General features: G+C 56.8%; 17 protein-coding genes and 1 tRNA gene. 11 read left to right on the plus strand and 7 right to left on the minus strand.

The window, feature by feature from the left end; genetic code table 11:
* The first annotated feature begins 9 nt into the window (after window positions 1-9).
* Together EAO82_RS12480 and EAO82_RS12485 are read left to right on the plus strand one after the other, a co-directional pair.
* Window positions 10-2622, plus strand: a complete 2613-nt coding sequence (locus EAO82_RS12480) for an ankyrin repeat domain-containing protein (RefSeq protein WP_174958865.1) — start codon at window positions 10-12, stop codon at window positions 2620-2622.
* 62 nt (window positions 2623-2684) lie between these two features.
* Complete coding sequence (locus EAO82_RS12485) at window positions 2685-4226, plus strand: phospholipase D family protein (RefSeq protein WP_096347705.1); 1542 nt, start codon at window positions 2685-2687, stop codon at window positions 4224-4226.
* Between the two features lie 260 nt (window positions 4227-4486).
* Here EAO82_RS12485 and cls read toward each other — a convergent pair whose 3' ends face one another.
* Window positions 4487-5929 carry a cardiolipin synthase gene (cls, locus tag EAO82_RS12490; RefSeq protein ID WP_096347704.1) on the minus strand — a complete coding sequence of 481 codons (1443 nt, stop codon included), beginning with the start codon at window positions 5927-5929 and terminating at the stop codon, window positions 4487-4489.
* Window positions 5930-6026: 97 nt separating this feature from the next.
* Between cls and EAO82_RS12495 the strand changes: the two genes are divergently transcribed.
* The gene (locus EAO82_RS12495) at window positions 6027-7994 is read left to right on the plus strand and encodes a CASTOR/POLLUX-related putative ion channel (RefSeq protein WP_096347703.1); all 1968 of its coding nucleotides are present in this window, start codon (window positions 6027-6029) and stop codon (window positions 7992-7994) included.
* 2 nt (window positions 7995-7996) lie between these two features.
* Here the strand turns inward: EAO82_RS12495 and EAO82_RS12500 are convergent, their stop codons facing one another.
* From EAO82_RS12500 to EAO82_RS12520, 5 genes are all read right to left on the minus strand, one after another.
* A complete protein-coding gene (locus EAO82_RS12500) occupies window positions 7997-8326 on the minus strand; it encodes a TusE/DsrC/DsvC family sulfur relay protein (protein ID WP_096347702.1) in 330 nt (109 codons plus the stop codon).
* A gap of 5 nt (window positions 8327-8331) precedes the next feature.
* Window positions 8332-8631: a sulfurtransferase complex subunit TusB gene (tusB, locus tag EAO82_RS12505; RefSeq protein ID WP_096347701.1), complete on the minus strand. Its 300-nt coding sequence runs from the start codon at window positions 8629-8631 to the stop codon at window positions 8332-8334.
* Window positions 8632-8687: 56 nt separating this feature from the next.
* Window positions 8688-9041: a sulfurtransferase complex subunit TusC gene (gene tusC / locus EAO82_RS12510; protein ID WP_096347700.1), complete on the minus strand. Its 354-nt coding sequence runs from the start codon at window positions 9039-9041 to the stop codon at window positions 8688-8690.
* A 1-nt stretch (window position 9042) separates the two neighbouring features.
* Window positions 9043-9432, minus strand: coding sequence for a sulfurtransferase complex subunit TusD (gene tusD, locus EAO82_RS12515; RefSeq protein ID WP_096347699.1), 390 nt, complete (start codon window positions 9430-9432; stop codon window positions 9043-9045).
* A gap of 62 nt (window positions 9433-9494) precedes the next feature.
* Window positions 9495-10160 (minus strand): Bax inhibitor-1/YccA family protein, encoded by a 666-nt coding sequence (locus EAO82_RS12520; RefSeq protein WP_096347733.1) that lies wholly within the window; start codon window positions 10158-10160, stop codon window positions 9495-9497.
* Between the two features lie 165 nt (window positions 10161-10325).
* Here EAO82_RS12520 and EAO82_RS12525 point away from each other — a divergent pair.
* A tRNA-Ser gene (locus EAO82_RS12525) sits at window positions 10326-10416 on the plus strand.
* A gap of 645 nt (window positions 10417-11061) precedes the next feature.
* Here the strand turns inward: EAO82_RS12525 and EAO82_RS12530 are convergent.
* Window positions 11062-12042 carry an integrase domain-containing protein gene (locus tag EAO82_RS12530; RefSeq protein WP_096347697.1) on the minus strand — a complete coding sequence of 327 codons (981 nt, stop codon included), beginning with the start codon at window positions 12040-12042 and terminating at the stop codon, window positions 11062-11064.
* A 1150-nt stretch (window positions 12043-13192) separates the two neighbouring features.
* On the opposite strand from EAO82_RS12530, the gene EAO82_RS12535 reads away from it, so the two are divergent.
* The 7 genes from EAO82_RS12535 to EAO82_RS12565 all read left to right on the plus strand — a co-directional run bounded on the left by EAO82_RS12535 (window position 13193) and on the right by EAO82_RS12565 (window position 20092).
* On the plus strand, window positions 13193-14713 hold the full coding sequence (locus tag EAO82_RS12535; RefSeq protein ID WP_096347695.1) for an aldehyde dehydrogenase family protein: 1521 nt from the start codon (window positions 13193-13195) through the stop codon (window positions 14711-14713).
* 286 nt (window positions 14714-14999) lie between these two features.
* Complete coding sequence (pqqA, locus tag EAO82_RS12540) at window positions 15000-15071, plus strand: pyrroloquinoline quinone precursor peptide PqqA (RefSeq protein ID WP_096347732.1); 72 nt, start codon at window positions 15000-15002, stop codon at window positions 15069-15071.
* Between the two features lie 69 nt (window positions 15072-15140).
* Window positions 15141-16052 (plus strand): pyrroloquinoline quinone biosynthesis protein PqqB, encoded by a 912-nt coding sequence (gene pqqB, locus EAO82_RS12545; protein ID WP_096347694.1) that lies wholly within the window; start codon window positions 15141-15143, stop codon window positions 16050-16052.
* A 25-nt stretch (window positions 16053-16077) separates the two neighbouring features.
* On the plus strand, window positions 16078-16815 hold the full coding sequence (gene pqqC, locus EAO82_RS12550) for a pyrroloquinoline-quinone synthase PqqC (protein WP_096347693.1): 738 nt from the start codon (window positions 16078-16080) through the stop codon (window positions 16813-16815).
* Window positions 16812-17090, plus strand: a complete 279-nt coding sequence (gene pqqD, locus EAO82_RS12555; protein WP_096347692.1) for a pyrroloquinoline quinone biosynthesis peptide chaperone PqqD — start codon at window positions 16812-16814, stop codon at window positions 17088-17090. Before pqqC ends, pqqD begins: the two co-directional genes overlap by 4 nt.
* A complete protein-coding gene (pqqE, locus tag EAO82_RS12560) occupies window positions 17062-18222 on the plus strand; it encodes a pyrroloquinoline quinone biosynthesis protein PqqE (protein ID WP_096347691.1) in 1161 nt (386 codons plus the stop codon). The genes pqqD and pqqE overlap by 29 nt, the downstream gene beginning before the upstream one ends.
* Window positions 18188-20092 carry an alpha/beta hydrolase family protein gene (locus tag EAO82_RS12565; protein ID WP_096347690.1) on the plus strand — a complete coding sequence of 635 codons (1905 nt, stop codon included), beginning with the start codon at window positions 18188-18190 and terminating at the stop codon, window positions 20090-20092. The genes pqqE and EAO82_RS12565 overlap by 35 nt, the downstream gene beginning before the upstream one ends.
* Window positions 20093-20117 lie beyond the last annotated feature (25 nt).

Consider the following 20117-nt stretch of genomic DNA (forward strand, 5'->3'; position numbering starts at 1 on the left):
GAGCATCTGATGCGTCTTCCTTCTCGCGCTAAACAGGCCGTGCCAGCCGCGCTGGCGTTACTGGTTGCCGGTTGTGCTGCACCGGTTTCCGGCCCGGTTGCCTATCACGACACCACACCAAGACTGGCTGAGGCGCGCGCTGAAACGCGTGCCAGCTTTGAATGCGGCGGTGCGCTGCCAGCGGTACACCGGCAGATATGTGCCAGTGACGAGCTTTCGTCCCTGGATAAACAGCTGACAGGCCAGTACCAGCGCGTGGCGAACCAGCTGGACACTGCTGGCGGGTTGTTATTGGAGGCCAACCAGCGTCAATGGATGCTCAGCAGAGCCGCACATTGCGGTTTGAGTGCGCAAAGCGGTACCAAAGTGGAAGCGGACCCAGCCGCCATCATGTGCCTGGAGCAGATGTATCGCCAGCGCCGGCAACAGCTGAGCAGTTGGTCTGCCCCGGCGATGGCCGCCGATAATCGTCAGGGTGCCCACGCCTATGCCAGCTATGTCGAGTACCGCTTGGCCGATAGCCGTGAACCCGCGTTGTGCTCAGCGCTCACCGAGCAGTTGAATCAGGATCTCCAGCGCCATGGGCTGCCAGACCCATCTCGGCTACCTGGGGTAACGCTGCTCGCAGGCAGTAATAGCGAGAACACCACAGCGGTGGTGGACGGGCGGGAAATTCGCGTGGATTTGCATAACGCCGGCCCCTACGCCGGTTATCAGACCCGTGCCCGCGGCGTGCTGATCAATGGTCAGCCGGTGATGGACGACCATACCTTGCCGCGCTGGGTCGCCGAACAACCCAACTACGGTGGCCGAGCCTATGCCTCATCATCTCAGACCGGAGACTACGGCTCCATTGACGTGTTTCAGCGTGATGGCAGGACCCTGTTGTTGGCCAATGAAACCTGGGGTTTCTATTCACCTGCAGCCCGTGGCGAGTCGGCATTTAGCGGGGTTTATCAAATCTCGGGGCAGGGAGTGGTGCCACTGTGCCTATTCCAGACTTACTTGACCCCTCCGCGCACCAATACCCTGGCCGGCATGCCAGCCTATGCCGCATTGGAAAAGGAACTGAACAGGGTGGCCGGCGACCCATTGCCCGGCTATGCGCAGCATGAACGGCGCGACAATTTTCAGAGCTGGAAGGAACGCCAGTGGACACTCTTGAACTTACCCCTGCTTGGCGCTGATGCATTGACTCGCTACCAGCGTGAAGCCGCAATCTATCACCGCAACGACCAGGCCCTGGATGCGTTTTTCAACTGGTCCGAGCGTAATCTGGGCGCCAAGACCCTGTATCGCAAAGTCATGCCCATGTTGCGCCCAGCGCATCAGGAATTGGTGCAGATGTTTGTTGCGCAAGGTCTGAATGCTGCCGAGAGTGAGGCTGCGGCAAATCTGTTGTTCCATGAAACCCTGGCCCGAAGCATGGAAAACCTTGCTGCACCTGCGACCGTGCCGGGTTTGCCCCTGACGCCGCAAGAGCCCTATCAACCACGGTACGCCATGGCACCTGCGGCCGGGGCACTTGAACAGGGGCGGAACTTCGCCACCCTGTACAGCGTGGTACTGAATAATGCACCCGCCAATGTGATTCGCGACTTCATTGCCTATGAAACCGACACCTTCGGCGAGGAGCGGGGCGTAGGACCGGACCAGAGCCCGGCACTGATGGTGGCGGTAGACAATCCCGACAGTCTGGAACTGCTGTTGCAGCAGGGCTTCGATCCGAATGCAGCGAACCAGTGGGGCAAGACCCCATTGATGACGGCTGCCGAGTTGAACCTGTTGCCGGGTGCCCGCCGTTTGATCGAAGCGGGCGCCAATGTGCATGCGTATACCCGGCGAGTTGAGTTCGCCGGAGTCGGCGGGCCTGATCGTCAGGAAGCAGAGCAGGGCAGACGCACAGCGTTGCTGATTGCCGCAAGTAACGCCGATGCGGCGCTGATCGATTTGCTGGTCAGTGCCGGCGCTGCCGCGCAGGCCTGGGATGGATACCATCAGCAGGTGTGCGCGGCACTTGATGCCAATCAGCAACTGGCTGATGCCGAGCGCGCTCGTTTGAAAGCGCCGCTTTGCGCCAACGTGTATACACCACCGCCGCCGTCACAACAGGCCGTGGTCGACATACGTGCGGGCGATACGCTGATCCTGCGTGACACCGGGGTGGACTACCGCATACGGCTGATCGAACGTCAGCCCATGCACCTGTTCGGGCGCAACATGCAGTTGACGCCGGAACGTTTGCGCGAAGATATGGGCGGCATCGCCCGGCAGGTGGGTATGTCTGCAGTGCGCCGCGGAAAAATGAAGATCGTCGGCCCTCTGACTTTAGCTTTTGCCGACCTGGGCGCCATTACCGAAAACAGTCTGCCGATGCTGGTCAGTTTCCCGGTTACCGCGGTAGGTGCTGCCAATGTTGCCAACTACGTTCTAGAACAAAAACCGCTACAACGTGTCTTGAGTGTTGACTATGATCCGGAGCGGGCTGATGGGGAAAGTACCTGGCGAGCCCTGTTCAGCGCCGCGTTAACCCAAGGCTTCACGCCGTCGCAACAGGGCTACGTTGTGATTCACACCCGCGGGGGGCAACGCACCGAGTATCAGTTAGTCGTCACTGAATAGTGGTTTGGGTAAGTGGCTGGTAGTATGACTGCCAGCCACTTTCGGACGATAACGAGAGCGCCATGCGCCTAAAAAAATACCTTCTGGTTGGTAGTATTTCTGCACTGTTGATTGGTTTGACCGCTTGCGCAACCCCACTGCCCGAACACGATGTCTCCCCGAGTTATGCGATAGATGTGCCGGCCCATGGGTTGCTGAGCACCTATATGCGTCAACAACCGGTAGATGATCTGAAAAAATCCGGGTTCTACATGCTGGATCGCGGCGTGGACGCGTTGTCTGCGCGCCTGCAACTGATCGACATGACCGAGACCACCCTTGATCTGCAGTATTACATCTACAGCGGTGACGTCACTGGCGGGTTGATCGCGGAGCGGATACTCGCGGCGGCAGACCGGGGCGTACGCGTGCGCATACTACTGGATGACATCGGCAACAGCATGTCCGACAAGGCCGTGGCGACGCTCGACCGGCATACCAACATTGAACTGCGGTTGTTCAATCCGGTGAGTATGCGCAACAAGTGGTTCAAGTTGCCGAGTAAAATCGTTGAATTTGGCCGCATCAACAATCGTATGCATAACAAACTGATGGTCGCCGATAATCTGGCGATGATCACCGGTGGCCGTAACATCGGCGATGAGTATTACACGCTCAGCGAGCGGGATTTTCAGGATATAGATCTGCTGGGGATCGGTCCGATCAGTCAGGAGGCCTCAGAGAGCTTTGACGCTTTCTGGAATAGCCCGCTGTCGATTCCTGCCAGCGTGGTCTACGAGAATGCCAAGCAGGGTACTTTGAACCGTATGCGCAAGGGCTTGGCTTCACATCGCGAGCGCCAGGCACAGAAACCCTACATTCAAGCAATGGAGGGCTCCTCGTTCAGCAAGTCGCTGATTGAAGGGCGCCTGAAGCTGTACTGGGGCCACTCCGACTGGCTGGCGGATCCGCCGTCCAAGGCTGATGCTCACTCCCCGAACAGCGAAGATCCCTATCTGGCCCGTATTCTGGGAAATCACCTGCTGGACGTGCATTCCGAAGTCCTGATGAAGTCCGCTTATTTCATTCCCGGTCAACGGGGCGTTGAGGCGCTGACCGGCGTAGTAGCGCAGGGAGCTGATGTGTCGGTACTGACCAACTCATTGGCGACCACGGATGTTCTGGCAGTGCATAGCAGTTACGCGCCCTACCGAGTGCCTTTGCTCAAGGGCGGCGTCAAATTGTGGGAATTGCAGCCCATGGCAGCCAAGCAGTCGCGCCCCAATACTTTTATCAGTGAATCGGTGGCGAGCTTGCACGCCAAGAGCTTTGTGTTTGATCGCTACAAGCTTTTTATCGGCTCTATCAATATTGATCCGCGCTCCATTGAGCTGAATACGGAAGCTGGGGTGATGGTGTATCAGAAGGAGTTGTCCGAGAAGCTGGCTGAACTGTTCCAGCGCTGGACGGAGGATGATTACGCGTTCGAGCTGCGCCTGGGTCAGGGCGACAGACTTGAATGGCACACCAAGGATCAGACCTGGACCTCAGAGCCTGAGGCAGGACGAACCCGCCGTTTCATGTCCTGGATGCTTGATTGGTTGCCCATCGAGGATCAGTTATAACGCCTTCAGCGAGGCGGCGGTTTCTGCTCTTTGCCGCTGGCAGGGGCATCGGCCTGAGCCTGCATAGCAGGACGGGCCGGTGCTTGCTGGGCACGGTCCGCGATCGCCATGTGGGCCGACATCAGGGTGGCAGTGATAGTAATGGGCAGCATATATACGCGCATGAGCGGGCCTCACTGAAATAAACAAGAATCAATCTCAACTAGAGGCTAGCACCGCGTTTTGCTGACGGCAAGGTGCGGTTGAGAATTATTTTCATTTCAGAGCAGCGGACTCATAAAGAACATCGAGCGTTCCAGCATGCGAGCAGGTCTGCCGCGTTGCTGCCACTCCGTTCGCTCGACCGACTGGCTGGCGGCCGCGTAGGATTCCAGCAATGACTTGATCCCGGCACAGCTCTCTTTACCGAACAGTGCGACTGTCAGCTCGAAATTGAGCTGCAGGCTGCGAATATCCAGATTGAGGCTGCCGACCAACGCCAACTCGTCGTCCATCAACATGGCTTTGGTATGCAGCAGTCCGCCATCGAACTGTTTGATATCGGCCCCGGCTTCCAGCAGTAGCTCGAAATATGACCGGCTGGCCCAGTGCACCATCAGTGAGTCAACGCGCTTGGGCAATAAGACTGTGACCGCCACACCGCGCCGAGCGGCCTGGCAGAGTGCGTCGAAAATGGCCTCTGAGGGCACAAAGTAGGGCGTACTGATAACGATGCTGCGGTTTGCTCGGTAGATGCTCGACAGGACCGCCTGACCGATCATGTCTTCACCCACACCTGGGCCGGAGGGGATGATCGATAGCCAACTATTGCAGGCGTCAGGGGCGGGGTAGTAATCCGGCAGATTTCGCTGCCCGGTTTCTACTTCCCAATCCCAGGCAAAGACCTTCGCCAATCCAGTTGCCGCCTGGCCGTCCAGCCGCAGCATAACGTCAATCCAGGGAGCTGATTTTGATTTCCGTTTGAACAATAGCGGGTCGGCCATGTTCATCGAGCCGGTATAGGCGATCCGATCATCGATGATCAGCACCTTGCGGTGCATGCGCAGGTCAATGCGCTGAACCAGAGCACGCAATAACTTGACCGGCATGGCAGGTACCACTTCGATCCCGGCTTTGATCATCTTGTTACGCCATTTGGAGCGGAAAAACTGGCGGCTGCCGGCGTGGTCGATAAGCAGGCTGACTTTGACCCCACGCTGACTGGCTTCAATCAGTTGGCGAGCCACTTCATCTGCTCTGCCGCCGAGATGCCAGATGTAGGTTTCGATGCGGATGCTTTCAGTTGCACTCTGGATATCGCTGATCAGGCTGCTGAAAATGGTGTCCGGCGAAGCCAGCACCTGCATGTTCGAATAGCCAAGCGTACCCAGGCCCATGCGCGCAGCAAGAATCTGATGCACTGCGTAGGCAAGATGGCCGCCGGGCAGCGGGATATCGTCATTACAGAAGCGGCTGTTGAGGTTGTCCAGATAAGGTTCGATCATCGCCTGGGCGCGCGCGGCGCGTTTGCGGCCCATGCTCAGCTCACCGAGCAACAGATAAAGGATGGCGCCCACCAGAGGCAGTATGTAGATCACCAATAGCCAGGCTAACGTGCCGCTGACCGGCCGGCGGAAGATGACGACGCGAATGGTGACTGCTGCAGTGAGCAGCCAGTAAAGAACAGCAATAACCAAGCCGATTATATTTTGCAGGTTGTCCATCGAAGTCCGTAGCGGTGCGTTGCCAAGCGTGATCAGATGGCCAATCTAACAGGCTTTCGGTAGGCTTGTAAGCATCTGATCCTAAGAGAGAACTTCCATGCTGCCTTTTACCCTGGTGGGTCGACTGCGCTACATTATTGAGCGACAACTGGTCAAAGGTGCGCATTATCAGTTGATGGTGGTGGCCATATTTATCGGGCTGATTTCGTTGGTTGGGGGCTGGTTGGCCTGGCCATCCGCCGCAGCGGATATGCCCTTGGCAGATTCAGTCTGGTGGGCCTTTTTGCGCCTGACCGACCCAGGTTATCTGGGTGACGATCAGGGCACTTGGCGCCGTATCGTTTCCACTGCACTGACGATCATGGGTTATGTGGTGTTCATGGGTACGTTGGTGGCCATCATGACGCGCTGGCTGATCAGCAGCATGGCGACCCTGGAACAGGGCCTGACGCCGGTCACCATCCGCAATCACGTGGTCATCCTCGGCTGGACCAACCGAACCATTCCGTTGATTCGCGAGATTCTGGATACTGCCGGCGGTATCCAGCGCTTACTGCTGGCCAGAGAAACCAAACGGGTACGTCTGGTGATTCTTGCCGACGAGGTCAACACCAAGCGCATGCAGGAAATGCGCGATGAGCCGGGTATTGGTAGGCACGGCAAGCACATTATTTTGCGCTCAGGCACCGCTCTTCAGCCTGAGGCTTTGCATCGCGTTGCCTGCATGCAAGCGACAGTGGTGATGATCCCGGGCCGCTCGCAAGGCGGCATGGATCTGGTTACTGGTGATATGGAAACCATCAAGGCACTGCTTACCCTGCAAGCGCATGCGCATCTGACCCGCCAACCCCCGCCTTACGTGGTCGCGGAAATAGAAGATGTACGCAAGGTGAAGATCATGCGCCGCGCCTACAAAGGACCGATGGAGATTCTGGCCAGTGATGCCATCGTCAGCCGGCTGATGGCGCAATCGATTATTCATCCGGGACTGCCGGAATTTTTTGCCGAAGTGATGTCGGTTCACGACGGCAACGAGTTCTATGTGCGCTCCAGCGATGGCTGCCAGGGCGCGAGCCTGGCCGAGGTCGCTGCCACCTGTCCTGCGGCGATCGTGTGCGGCATCATGCGCCCGCAGGGCGAGCAATGGCGTTCCATGCTTAACGCACCTTCCAGCGAGATCGTTGGCCCTGGAGACAAGCTGGTCATGCTTGCGCGCCAATATGCAGATGCTGACCCGGTACAGAAATCCATTGAAAGACTCCGGCTTTTGGAGCGGCCTGCGGGGACTTTTCCGCCGCGTAACGCTACAGCGGGACGGGACCTGAAAGTCCTGATTCTCGGTTGGAACAATCGCCTCCCGGCACTCATCGACGAACTTGCCTCCTACAGCCCACAACGGTTTCAGGTTCAGGTGCTGTCTACCCTGGATACGGCGCTGCAGCGCGCGGCGATTGCCCGCTACAGCGAGAGAACCGCACAGGTCACATGCGAGCATCTGCAGGGTGACTTCATGCTTGAGGGCTTGCTGAAGCCGGTGCTGGAGCGTGGTTGGGACAGCATACTGCTGATCTCCAGTGATCTGCTGGCGTCCGGTGAAGAGGCGGATGCGCGGGCTATGGTCGGTTATATGGTGGTAGATGAGTTGCTCAAGGGTGCAAGCAAGCGGCCACAATTGTTACTCGAACTAAGCGACCCATCCAACGAAGCGCTAGTGGTGCGTAATCGCGGCGAGTGCATCATCAGCCCGATGATTCTCAGCCACCTGATGGCACAGATCGCCCAGCGCCGGGAGCTGAGCCTGGTTATCGAAGATCTGTTTACTGCCGGCGGCCCAGAAATTCTCTACCGGTCACAAGCCGATTACCCTATGCACAGTGTGAATAACTTTGCTGACCTGGAAGCCGTTGCCGCGTTGAACGGCGAAACCGCTTTGGGGGTTTACCGGCATGATCCCGACGATGATGGGCGTCGCTTGCAGCTCAACCCACCACGTAATATTCCGCTGAAGCTCAAGCCAGGTGATCAACTGGTTATTCTGACTACGGTCGAAGCAGTGCAGGCCTAGTACTACAAGCAATTGTCCGGCTTCGGCAGGCCAGCAATTTTGCTCGCCAGTTTAGCCGGGCTACCGGGAAACAGACGCAGCAGGTAAAGGCTATTACCTTTGTCGGCCCCGAGCTGTTGGGCCAGATATTTGACCAAGGGGCGCATTGCCGGAGATAGCTGGTACTGCAGGTAAAACTGGCGAAGCAACAGTATGACTTCAAGGTGCTCCGGGCCAAAAGCGATACCCTCGCGTTGCGCCAGGAGGGCAGCGAGGGGCTCGGACCAGTCATCCCGATCAATGAGAAAGCCTTCGTCATCCAGCGGTATGCGCTGCTCTCCAAGCTGAATCATCGTGCTCACCAGCTGACTACCTTGGGAAATTTTGCGCAAATGGCAACCATGCCCTGGTAATCGATCACCTTTACCCGGGCGGGCAGGTCATCCAATGGCAGGCCGCGAGCCAACACGTCCACCTCCAATACATAGAACTGCACCGCAGCGGGCACCAGGCAGAGTTGTGCGGCCGTTGCCGAGTCTCGCAGCAATGCGTAAACCGCCTCTTCGGTCAGCAGCACGCCATCTTCGCCAGCCAGTACACGGAGGCAACTGGCAAAACGGCCATCTGAGTGGGGTGAATGCCTGAGAATATGCAGCATATGTTTCTATCGGGCTCCAGGACGTTGTTCTTGACGTGGCGTTCCAATGCAGCAATTCACAAAGACACTACCTGATCATAATGGGCTAGCAGATGGGCGATCTGCACGCTATCCACAGTGCGGCAATCAAGCGCACACTGCTTGCTTTGAATGCCGCGTTCGGTCAGCGAGTGCTGGCACACCAGCACTTCTTCGACACCGTAGAGATCCAGAGCCTGCAAATTGGCTGCCAGCGATTTCTGCCCGACCGCAGAGGCATCCTGCCCCTTGAGCAACTGCAGTACGCCGTCCTCCATGAATAGCAGAGCGGTAGGCACACCAAAGGCGGCGGCGGCGAGCACCATATCCAATGCTTCACGCGCGGCCAGGCGGGCAGGGGGGTGACGACTGATAACCAGCAGACTTTTCATCTCAGGTACCAAAGGTGATGGCTCGATCGGCCGTCTGTAGGGCGTCGACCCATTGCCCGAGTCCGGACAGATCATAAGGTGCGCCCGTATTAGCCACTGGCTTCTTCCAGCGAGCGGCTTCGGGCTCATTAAGCACGCCGCGCCGCAGAGCCGCAGCTATGCACACCACCGCATCAAGTTGCTCGGCGGCAATGAATTCGCGCCATTGCAAGCTAATGTCCTGCTCATCCTGGGGCTGAACACCGAGGTGGGAGGCGATCTGTACCGCGTCGCGATAGAAAAACAACCGAGTAATCTGATGCCCCGACTCAATCACCGCGCGGGCAAATTCCAAAGCGCTACGCGCTGCTGGATCCTGAGGGCCTGCTAGAAGAGTGATGGCAAATTTCATCAAGGGTGCTCGCATGAAAAAGGCCCGCAATTAGCGGGCCCGTTTTACAGCCACTTCGGCTATCAATCTTCGCCCATGATGCCCAGAATCTGCAGCAGGCTGAGGAAGATGTTGTAGATGGAAACGAACAGCGTGATCGTTGCCATGATGTAGTTATCTTCACCACCGTGGATGATCGCACCGGTCTGATACAGGATGATCGCAGACGAGAACAGCACGAAACCTGCGGAAATCGCCAGAGACAGACCGCTGATCTCAAGGAAGAAGCTGGCGACCACAGCACACAGCAGCACTACAAAGCCGGCCATGATGAAGCCCGAAAGAAAGCTGAAGTCCTTACGGGTCAGAATCGCGTAAGCAGACAGACCGAAGAACACCATCGCCGTCATACCCAGCGCCATGGCTACCAGCGATCCACCGTTAGGCAAGGACAGATAGGCGTTCAGGATAGGGCCGGTGGTATAGCCAAGAAAACCGGTGAAAGCGAAGGTCAAAACCAGACCCCAACCGGAATTACGCATTTTGGACGTAGCAAACAGCAAGCCGTAAAACCCGACCAGGGTGATGATCAGACCAGGGTGAGGCAGGTTCAAGCTCATGGAAATGAACGCAACAACGGCGCTGAACGCCAGCGTCAGGGCCAGCAGGCTATAGGTGTTGCGGAATAGCTTGCTGACTTCAGCTTCATTCACGCCTGCATGTTGCAGCGTGGTCTCGCGATTTTGCATGTTCATCTATGGCGCTCCAAGAATGGCAAATAGGATGATCCTTCACTATGCGCTCGATAATACCTGTTCAATGCGTCAAATCAAGGTTTTACGTCAGCGGAATCATGTCAATTTGCAACGTTACCCATTGACTAGCCAGAACTTTCCGGTAGTATTGCCGGCCGTGGAGGGATGGCAGAGCGGTTGAATGCACCGGTCTTGAAAACCGGCGTAGGTTAATAGCCTACCCAGGGTTCGAATCCCTGTCCCTCCGCCAAATAACCAAAAAGCCTCAGCGAAAGCTGGGGCTTTTTTGTTTATCAGATGGGTTCTCGGTGAGAACCCATGTTCGACCGGAGCAAGCAACGCTTGCGTAGGAACGCAGGAACGCAGCGACTGCGGCCCCGAAGGGGTGAGGCGCGAAGCGCCGAATAATCCCTGTCCCTCCGCCACACAACGTTTAGAATCAATGACTTACGCGCGATATTGGTTCTTTGCCAACATAAGCCCCAACAAACCAACATCGGTTATTGGGGCTTTTTTGGTTCTGCGATTCAGAGAATACCTCTGCGATGCCGTGATCGGGAACGGATTACCTTGGTCGAAGATGGACGGCCACCTTTACTCGGGTCCCTCTTCAATTTCAAAGGAGGTAGCCAGTCCTTCGTCTTACCTAACGCTTCCACTAAAATGATTAGGGTGCGTTCATAGTCCACGACAGTGGCGGGGCTATACTGAGCCAAACCTTCGTTTCTGACGTGCTGCAGATGCTTTAGCCTGATTTGGTCTAGCCGGTGAATCTCTGGAAATTTTTCGCTGATAATCCTACATATCGTTTTCAGGCGCCCGATGACTTTCTTGGTCGTCACTTGCGAAGACTTAGGATCAAAGCGCAACCTCTGGGTAATTAAACTGATGTTCATTAATACCCACCCACGTAGCCGCTGGAAACCTGTATCCTCCCATGGCCCAAAACTCGAGCCACTTCCGCTCTAGCTTTTTTGTCCAGGTCTCGAGGTACATGAACACCACTCATGGGTAATACGCCGGTGATCGACTGATAGACGTCTGCTGCAAACGCGGCGCGGAGCTCACGATAGCTGACCACCCCAAACGAACGCAGGACGCGACGGCACCGGTTCAGCTCGCGCTGGTAAAAAACCTTTACTGTTTCAGTTTTATCTAGCAGGCATCGAGACCCGATGGGGAGAGTTTGCAATGCGAACTCGATTGCCTCAAGCCGCGCAGGTGTTGATGAAACCCAACGATCGGTACTTTGTCTGCCCCCTTTGCACCCCTGCAGAATCCAGGCGCGGCCTGTCGTGAGAATCTCATGGCGCATTCGCTGCAGATCCTGAAGGGTCGCCTCCTGAGCGCGCATCCCCCAATTCCTTGCAAGAAGAGCCACTGCCGCACCTCGACGATCCCCTTTACTCACCATTTTCGCGACCGCCTGAGTGACCGCGTGTTGATCGGCTCGCGCTGGTACCTCTCTGACATATCTCCGAGAGGTAGCCAACGCCTGAAGTGCTGAAATTTCTATCTTCGCGTTCCCACGCATCGCATACAGCGCCGTGTTCGCGGTTGAGATCAAATTGTGCGCGTACGGCGCAGAAATCGGCTTGTCGGTAGTGCCGTCTCGCCAAACGTACTCACCCTGCAATCGACTTTTCAGGTATTCCCCATATGAGTCGAGTGTCGATTGGCTAATCAGCCGAGCTTCGACTACGCCCTGCCTCATGCAGTATCGAGCAAATATCCGCACTCGATATTGGTGAGTCCTACGGGTCCCGAAGTGGTCCTGGTCGCCGTAAAAAAGAGTCAGCGCTCGGCACATGGCGTACCGGAGCTGCCGACCGTAGCCATAATTGCGTTTATTGCAAGGTTTCTGAGGTTTTTTCATATCCGTTTACCTGTATGTGTAATTGATACAGCGCTGCGTGGCGGCCTCTCCGGTTGGGATAAAGGCTACGCCACGCACGTGTCCCTGCTGCCCCTAACCGGAGTTAGATTAAACATAGAGAGAAGTCCCTCTTGCGGGTGGACACGTCGTGTGCAGCTGTGAGCACGGTTGAAATCTGCTGCGCCGTGAACCGGTATCTGAATCGAAACCGGGGGGCAAAGGCTTGCGCTTTATCATTGCGCCGATGCAGCAGATCTGGGTGCCTGATCTGGCTGGCTGTAATTTGGCTAAACGATTCCGGCATGCTGAGCTGAAAACCCAGTGGAAGTCCGGCCGGGGCAGTTTTGTCCGAGTTTTGTCCGGTAGTGGTTCGGAACTTTTGTGCAAGCTACTGATTTTAGTGTTTTTTATCTTTTTCATTGGTTGCATCTCTTAAACGTGCGCGCAATTTAAAAAAATCCGCTGCGTTGTCCAATCACACGCTGCGGAGGTAGTTAACTTGGCCATTCAGGCCGTTGGGATGCTGCGACTTTCGGCGTCCAGCTCACCCTCGATTCAGGAGTTCCCTCGGATCAATATCGAGGGGGTAAGGGAGGAATTCGGGCCCACGACGGGGCCACGCTGCAGCCCTCTTTGAGCGCTGCAGCAGTTGGATAGACTCTGCGTTGATGCAGAGCAATTCGGTGAAGGTGGCCCGGGAGGCCATTACATGCTGCTGCTTAACGAGCCCAGCTCGCTCGTCAGACACGATCGCCTGAAGACGGAGTAATTTTCACAGCGAATTGGGATGGCGAGCGTTGGGTAAATGCGGTATTTCGCGATTTAGTCAGGGATGCTGTGAATTTCTGCCTTTTTTCGGCAGGTTCAGATCTCGACAGGTGATACGCTCCCATTCTGCGAGATTCTATTCATAGCATCAGAACTAAAAATAGCGAATACCATGGTTTCCGATTGTGCAGATCTAGTGCGCGATGGACGAAACAGCTAAGTGCCAGCAATTGTCAGCTACCGAAGAGATATCGGTACCAATACTACTAAATAACGAACCCCACCCTGCCAAGGAGGCATACCCGGGGTGCCTCTGTTGTAATTAGTATCGTTACAAGACTTGGCTCGCGAGGGGTCAGGCAACGTGCAGAGGATAACAATCATGATTTATGCAAATCCCGGAGCTCAGGGCTCTGTCGTGTCTTTCAAGGAGCGTTACGGTAACTTCATCAATGGTGAATTCGTCGCGCCGGTCAAGGGGCAGTATTTCACCAACCTGTCGCCGGTAACGGGTGGGGCCATCTGTGAGATTCCCCGCTCTACCGCCGAGGATATCGACAAGGCGCTGGATGCTGCCCACGCTGCCAAGGCTGCCTGGGGCAAGACGTCGGTTCAGGCCCGCGGCAACATCCTGCTGCAGATTGCCGACCGCATCGAACAGAATCTTGAAAAGCTGGCCGTTACCGAAAGCTGGGATAACGGCAAGGCCGTGCGTGAAACCCTGAATGCGGATATCCCGCTCGCCGCCGACCATTTCCGTTATTTCGCTGGCTGTATTCGTGCCCAGGAAGGGACCCTGGCAGAAATCGACGAACACACCACCGCCTATCATTTCCATGAACCCCTGGGCGTGGTCGGCCAGATCATTCCATGGAACTTCCCGCTGCTGATGGCGGCCTGGAAGCTCGCGCCGGCGCTGGCGGCGGGTAACTGCGTCGTTCTCAAACCGGCAGAGCAGACGCCGCTGGGCATCCTGGTCCTGATGGAAATCATCGGTGACCTGTTGCCACCGGGCGTTCTCAACGTGGTCAACGGTTACGGCCGTGAAGCTGGCGAAGCACTGGCCACCAGCAAGCGCATCGCAAAGATTGCCTTCACCGGCTCCACACCGGTTGGCAGGCACATCATGCACGCTGCTGCCGAAAATATAATTCCTTGTACTGTCGAGCTCGGTGGCAAGTCTCCGAACATATTCTTTGCCGACATCATGCAGGCCGAAGAGACCTTTATCAGCAAGGCGGTCGAAGGTCTGGTCCTGGCGTTCTTCAATCAGGGCGAAGTCTGCACCTGTCCGTCACGGGCGCTAATCCAGGAATCCATGTACGAAGACTTCATTGCCCTGGCGATCAAGCGCACTCAGAGCATCAAGCGTGGCAATCCCCTCGACACGGAGACCATGGTCGGTGCTCAGGCATCCGAGCAGCAGTTCGACAAGATCCTCTCCTACATGGAGATCGCCCGCCAGGAAGGTGCCGAATTCCTGATCGGCGGCAGTGCTGAAAAACTCCACGACAGCATCAATAACGGTTATTACATCCAGCCGACCCTTCTCAAGGGTCACAACAAGATGCGCATTTTCCAGGAAGAGATATTTGGGCCTGTAGTCAGCGTCACGACCTTCAAGGACGAAGCCGAAGCTCTGGCGATTGCCAACGACAGCGAATTTGGTCTCGGTGCAGGGCTCTGGACACGGGATACTAATCGTGCGTATCGGATGGGCCGCGCCATTCAGGCAGGTCGAGTATGGACCAACTGCTACCACCTGTATCCCGCCCACGCGGCCTTCGGTGGCTACAAACAGTCAGGTGTAGGGCGTGAGAATCACAAGATGATGCTCGACAGCTATCAGCAGACCAAGAATCTGCTGGTCAGCTATGACGCGAATCCGCTGGGTTTTTTCTAGGCTCCGGCTGCGGCTGCCCGGGACCGCTCCTCCCCGGGCGGATGCATTCTGTCCGGTTACCCCGGACAGGGCTGAGGATTGATGCTCTGGATCATTGCGCGGCTTCGGCCGTGCTTTTTTATGCCTGATCGACAGGCCAAAAAGCTTTGACCGGGCCGCCTCGAGCCATACCAAATCGGGCCGAAACTAGTTCCAAAGTACCATTCTTGGGTTGGCAGTCGGGTGGTTAACTGAGGTTGTCGGCTTTTACCGGCAAGACCTATTCGTAAAACAAGAGGATCGACCTATGTGGACTAAACCGAGCTTTACCGATCTGCGTATCGGCTTTGAAGTCACCATGTACTTTGCCAGCCGTTGAGCAGTCGGCACCCCGGCTTGCCGGGGTGTTTCCTTGATTCAGCCGATCCGTTGAACACCAGGAAAAACAATGCATATTCAGATACTCGGTTCGGCAGCTGGCGGCGGTTTTCCGCAATGGAACTGCAACTGCAGCAACTGCGACGGAGTGCGCAAGGGCACCTTGAACGCCAAGCCGCGCACCCAGTCTTCCATCGCACTGTCCGATGACGGCGTCAACTGGATACTCTGCAATGCCTCGCCGGACATACGCGCGCAGCTAGAGAATACCCCGACGCTGCAGCCTGCACGTTCCGTGCGCGACACCGCCATTGGTGCCATTGTGCTCATGGACAGTCAGATTGACCATGTCACCGGCCTGTTGACTCTGCGCGAAGGGTGTCCGCACCAAGTTTGGTGTACCGATATGGTGTACGAAGACCTCAGCAGCGGATTTCCGTTATTCAAGATGCTTGAACATTGGAATGGCGGACTGCGCTGGAACCCAATTCCGCTTGCAGCAGAATTTACCATTCCGGTTTGTCCCGCTCTGCGCTTTACCGCCATCGCCCTACGCAGCGCAGCGCCACCCTATTCCCCGCATCGCAACAATCCACACCCAGGCGACAACATCGGACTGCTGGTGCGCGATCTGAATACAGGCGGGGTGCTGTTTTACGCGCCGGGTTTGGGGCAGCCGGATGCCCAAGTCAAATCAGTGATGGCTGACGCCCACTGCCTGCTGGTGGATGGCACCTTGTGGCGCGATGACGAGATGGCCTACGCCGGGGTAGGCGACAAGCTCGGTAGCGAGATGGGGCATCTGCAGCAGAGCGGCACGGACGGGATGATCGCGTTACTGGATGGGCAAGCTGCGGTACGCAAGATCCTGATCCACATCAACAATACCAACCCCATCCTGGATGAGGATTCGACCGAACGGGCCGAACTTGCCCGGCACGGGATTGAAGTCGCCTTTGACGGCATGCACATTACGCTTTGAGGAGTCTGTCTTGCAGCCCGAACCAATGAATGCTGATGCTTTCGAGCAGGCCCTGCGGGCCAAGGGAGCTTACTATCATATTCATCATCCCTACCATGTTGCCATGTACAGCGGCACGGCCAGTCGCGAGCAGATCCAGGGCTGGGTCGCCAATCGCTTCTACTACCAGATCAAGATTCCGCTGAAGGACGCGGCGATCATGGCCAACTGCAACGACCCGGCCACCCGCCGCGAATGGATACAGCGGATTATCGATCATGATGGTGAGAGGCAAGGGGAGGGCGGTATCGAAGCCTGGTTGCGGCTGGGCGAGGCGGTAGGGCTGGACCGCGAGGTGCTGCTGTCGCAGGAAAAGGTATTGCCGGGCGTGCGCTTCGCTGTGGATGCCTATGTCAATTTTGCCCGTCGGGCGAGCTGGCAGGAAGCCGCCAGTTCCTCGTTGACCGAGCTGTTTGCCCCGCAGATTCACCAATCACGCCTCGATAGCTGGCCAGCACACTATCCGTGGATCGATAGTCGCGGCTACGAGTATTTCCGCAAGCGAATGAGTGAGGCACGGCGTGATGTAGAGCATGGTTTGCGCATTACTCTCAGCCACTACCAGACCTATGATGCCCAGCAGCGCATGCTCAATATCCTGCAGTTCAAGCTCGATATCCTCTGGAGCATGCTGGATGCCATGAGTATGGCCTACGAATTGGACCGCGCGCCTTACCACACCGTTACCGCCCAGGCCGTCTGGCATCGGGGGGTAGATCTGTGATCGACTTTCAGAGGCATCAAGTGCCGATACTGCGTCCCGGGTTCCGGTTGCAGTGGGAGCCGATCCAGAATAGTCACGTTCTGCTGTATCCCGAGGGTATGGTCAAGCTGAATGAAAGTGCTGCCCAGGTATTGCTGCTGATCGATGGCGAGCGACCAATTGACGACATCATCGACAGCCTGGCTGGTCGGTTTCCAAATGTACCCGGGCTGGATGAAGACATCCTCGCCTTTATCGAGGTGGCCAATGCTCAACACTGGATCAACATCCGCTGACAGCACTCTGGTTGCGAACCAAGGCCCACCATTGTGGCTTCTGGCCGAGCTGACCTATCGCTGTCCATTGCAATGCCCCTACTGTTCCAACCCGCTGGAGTTCGCCAATCACAAGGATGAACTGACTACCGCACAGTGGATCGATGTATTCACTCAGGCACGAGCGCTGGGGGCGGCGCAGCTGGGATTTTCAGGCGGCGAACCCTTGGTACGTGACGATCTGGTGGAGTTAATCGAAGCGGCGCGCGAGCTGGGGTTCTATACCAATCTGATTACATCGGGCATGGGGCTAACCGAGCAAAAGGTCAATGCGTTCAAGCAAGCGGGGCTCGATCATATCCAGATCAGCTTCCAGGCGTCCGACGCAGAGATAAACAACATGCTCGCGGGTTCGCGCAAGGCATTCGACCAGAAGCTGGCAATGGCCCGTGCCGTAAAAGCGGCGGGATACCCGATGGTGTTGAACTTTGTCACGCACCGGCACAATATTGATGAGATAGAAAAGATCATCGAACTCTGCCTGGCGCTGGAAGCTGACTTTGTCGAGCTGGCTACCTGTCAGTACTACGGATGGGCACACCTGAACCGGGCTGGCCTGCTGCCAACCAAGGCGCAACTGGACCATGCTGAAGCCGTAACGCAGCGCTACCGCCTCAAGCTCGCTGCCGAAAATCATCCGTGCAAACTGATTCTGGTGACCCCCGACTACTACGAAGAGCGTCCCAAAGGGTGTATGAATGGCTGGGGCAATATCTTTCTTAGTATTACTCCTGATGGCACAGCGTTACCTTGCCACAGCGCGCGGCAATTGCCAGTGACCTTCCCGAACGTCACCGCACATAGCCTGTCGCACATCTGGTACGACTCATTTGGCTTCAACCGTTTTCGCGGTTACGAGTGGATGAGCGAACCCTGCCGCTCCTGTGATGAAAAGGAAAAGGATTTTGGCGGCTGCAGGTGCCAGGCGTATATGCTTACCGGAGACGCGACCCAGGCTGACCCGGTATGTAGCAAATCGCCACACCACGACAAGATTCTGGCCGCCCGTGCCGAGGCAGACCTACCTCAGCCCCCGATAGAGGCATTGACGTTTCGGAATGAACGCAACTCGCGAATCATCTGCAAAAGCTGAACAGCCCGGATTCTGGACCAGCTCCATGAGTGCTGCGCAGGCGGTCGCAGCAGCCAGTGATTATGCTGATCTGGTCTGCGACGAGCAGCGTCTGCTGTGGATTGAATTTCATCCTGAGGACGGTCGTAGCCTGATTCATGAGTGGACAGAAGCCGGCCAGCGCTGCCTAACCCCGCTGGGTTATAGCGCCCGCAGTCGCGTCTACGAATACGGCGGTGGTGCATTGTGTCTTGCCTCTGGCTTCCTGTGCTTTGTCAACGAAGACGATCAGCAGATCTATGTGCAGGGACTGCAGGATCTAGGCTGCCGAGCGCTGACTCAGCGCGGCGATTGCCGCTACGGCGCACTGCTGAATGATGCCATGCGCGCACGTCTGATTGCGCTGGAGGAGTGCCACACGGCAAGAGCAGTTGAGCATCGGCTGGTGGCGATCAGTTACACCGGTGAGCGTGAAGTGATCACTGAAGGTGCTGATTTCTACAACAGCCCCTGCCTCAGTCCGGATTGCTTGCACCTGGCCTGGATCGAGTGGGATCGTCCGCATTTGCCCTGGACGCAAACCCGTCTCATGTCGGCTGTGCTCAATGAGCGCGGGCAGGTTGTCAGTAAAAAATCGATTTCGTCTGTGCAGTCCCAGGCAAGTCAGCCCGAAGCATTTCAGCAGCCGCAATTCGATTCTTCGGGGGACTTGTTGTGCCTGACTGACCGCAGTGGGTACTGGTTGCCCTGGCGCGTGCGGGATGATGGCGGCTTGGAGTCCGTGCCCAGCCAGCCAGCCGATCACGCGCCAGCGCCCTGGCAACTGAATCCACGCCATATTCTCGCACTACCCGATGACAGTCTGGCCCTCAGTTGGATGGAGGGGGGCTATGGGCATCTGGCCCTGCGGCATACCATTGGCGGCGAAGAGCAGCGGCTAGCCCATGGTTACCAGCGCTTCCGCTCGTTGGCGAGTAACGGCCGCTGGTTATATTGCGTGGCCGGGTCGGCCCTGTGCAGTGCAGCAATACTGCACATTGATCTGCTTACCCATGCACTGCAGATCATACGAGCAGTACCGGCAACCCTGCCGGCAGAGGAAGTATCGCAACCGCAGAGATTACTTTATCGAAGTGGCCGCGGTGAGACCGCACATGGGTATTTCTACCCGTCGAGCAACCGCAATCAGGCGTCGCCAGCTCCACCGCCATTGCTTATTTTTACCCATGGCGGTCCGACGTCTGCCACCTATGCGGTACTGGATAACCGAATACAGTACTGGACCCAGCGCGGTTTCGCCGTTGCAGATCTGAATTATCGTGGCAGCGTCGGCTTTGGTCGGGCTTACCGGCATCGGCTAAGGGGGCAGTGGGGTGTGGTCGATGTTGAGGACGTGCTGGCGGCTGTTGATCACTTGGTCGACGCAGGCCGTGTGGATGCTGGGAATATCTTTATTCGGGGCTCGAGTGCGGGTGGCTACACCACGCTGTGTAGCCTTGTCGCAGCGGGTGACCGCTTTCGGGCGGCGGCGAGCCTGTATGGCGTGAGCGATCCGTTGCGGTTGCGTATCAACACTCACAAGTTTGAAGCCGATTATATCGACTGGTTGATCGGTGACCCTGCGGATGTGCCAGAGCGTTATGTTCAGCGTTCGCCGCTGGAGCAAGCCGCCGAGATCAGCACGCCCGTTATCTTTTTCCAGGGATTGCAGGACGGGGTGGTGCTACCCGAGCAGACCGAACGCATGGTCAAGGCGCTGAAAGAGCAGGGCGTGCCGGTAAAATGTTTAACCTTCGCAGAAGAACGTCACGGTTTCCGCGCGCCGGGCACCCTGGCGAGTGTCCTTGAGGAAGAATTGGCTTTCTACCAATGCTGGATGCAACACGCCTGACGCACACGAAACCCGAGGCTAACCT

The organism is Halopseudomonas pelagia, assembly GCF_009497895.1.
GTDB classification, from domain to species: domain Bacteria; phylum Pseudomonadota; class Gammaproteobacteria; order Pseudomonadales; family Pseudomonadaceae; genus Halopseudomonas; species Halopseudomonas pelagia_A.

Excerpts from the sequence above, each read along its gene's own strand:
- tusD (WP_096347699.1), bottom strand. The coding sequence starts at position 9,432 with ATGAAATTTGCCATCACTCTTCTAGCAGGCCCTCAGGATCCAGCAGCG.
- pqqE (WP_096347691.1), top strand. The coding sequence starts at position 17,062 with ATGCTCAACACTGGATCAACATCCGCTGACAGCACTCTGGTTGCGAAC.
- EAO82_RS12520 (WP_096347733.1), bottom strand. The coding sequence starts at position 10,160 with ATGCAAAATCGCGAGACCACGCTGCAACATGCAGGCGTGAATGAAGCT.
- EAO82_RS12535 (WP_096347695.1), top strand. The coding sequence starts at position 13,193 with ATGATTTATGCAAATCCCGGAGCTCAGGGCTCTGTCGTGTCTTTCAAG.
- tusC (WP_096347700.1), bottom strand. The coding sequence starts at position 9,041 with ATGAAAAGTCTGCTGGTTATCAGTCGTCACCCCCCTGCCCGCCTGGCC.
- tusB (WP_096347701.1), bottom strand. The coding sequence starts at position 8,631 with ATGCTGCATATTCTCAGGCATTCACCCCACTCAGATGGCCGTTTTGCC.
- EAO82_RS12495 (WP_096347703.1), top strand. The coding sequence starts at position 6,027 with ATGCTGCCTTTTACCCTGGTGGGTCGACTGCGCTACATTATTGAGCGA.
- EAO82_RS12485 (WP_096347705.1), top strand. The coding sequence starts at position 2,685 with ATGCGCCTAAAAAAATACCTTCTGGTTGGTAGTATTTCTGCACTGTTG.
- EAO82_RS12530 (WP_096347697.1), bottom strand. The coding sequence starts at position 12,042 with ATGAAAAAACCTCAGAAACCTTGCAATAAACGCAATTATGGCTACGGT.
- EAO82_RS12500 (WP_096347702.1), bottom strand. The coding sequence starts at position 8,326 with ATGATTCAGCTTGGAGAGCAGCGCATACCGCTGGATGACGAAGGCTTT.
- EAO82_RS12565 (WP_096347690.1), top strand. The coding sequence starts at position 18,188 with ATGAACGCAACTCGCGAATCATCTGCAAAAGCTGAACAGCCCGGATTC.
- cls (WP_096347704.1), bottom strand. The coding sequence starts at position 5,929 with ATGGACAACCTGCAAAATATAATCGGCTTGGTTATTGCTGTTCTTTAC.
- pqqB (WP_096347694.1), top strand. The coding sequence starts at position 15,141 with ATGCATATTCAGATACTCGGTTCGGCAGCTGGCGGCGGTTTTCCGCAA.
- pqqC (WP_096347693.1), top strand. The coding sequence starts at position 16,078 with ATGAATGCTGATGCTTTCGAGCAGGCCCTGCGGGCCAAGGGAGCTTAC.
- EAO82_RS12480 (WP_174958865.1), top strand. The coding sequence starts at position 10 with ATGCGTCTTCCTTCTCGCGCTAAACAGGCCGTGCCAGCCGCGCTGGCG.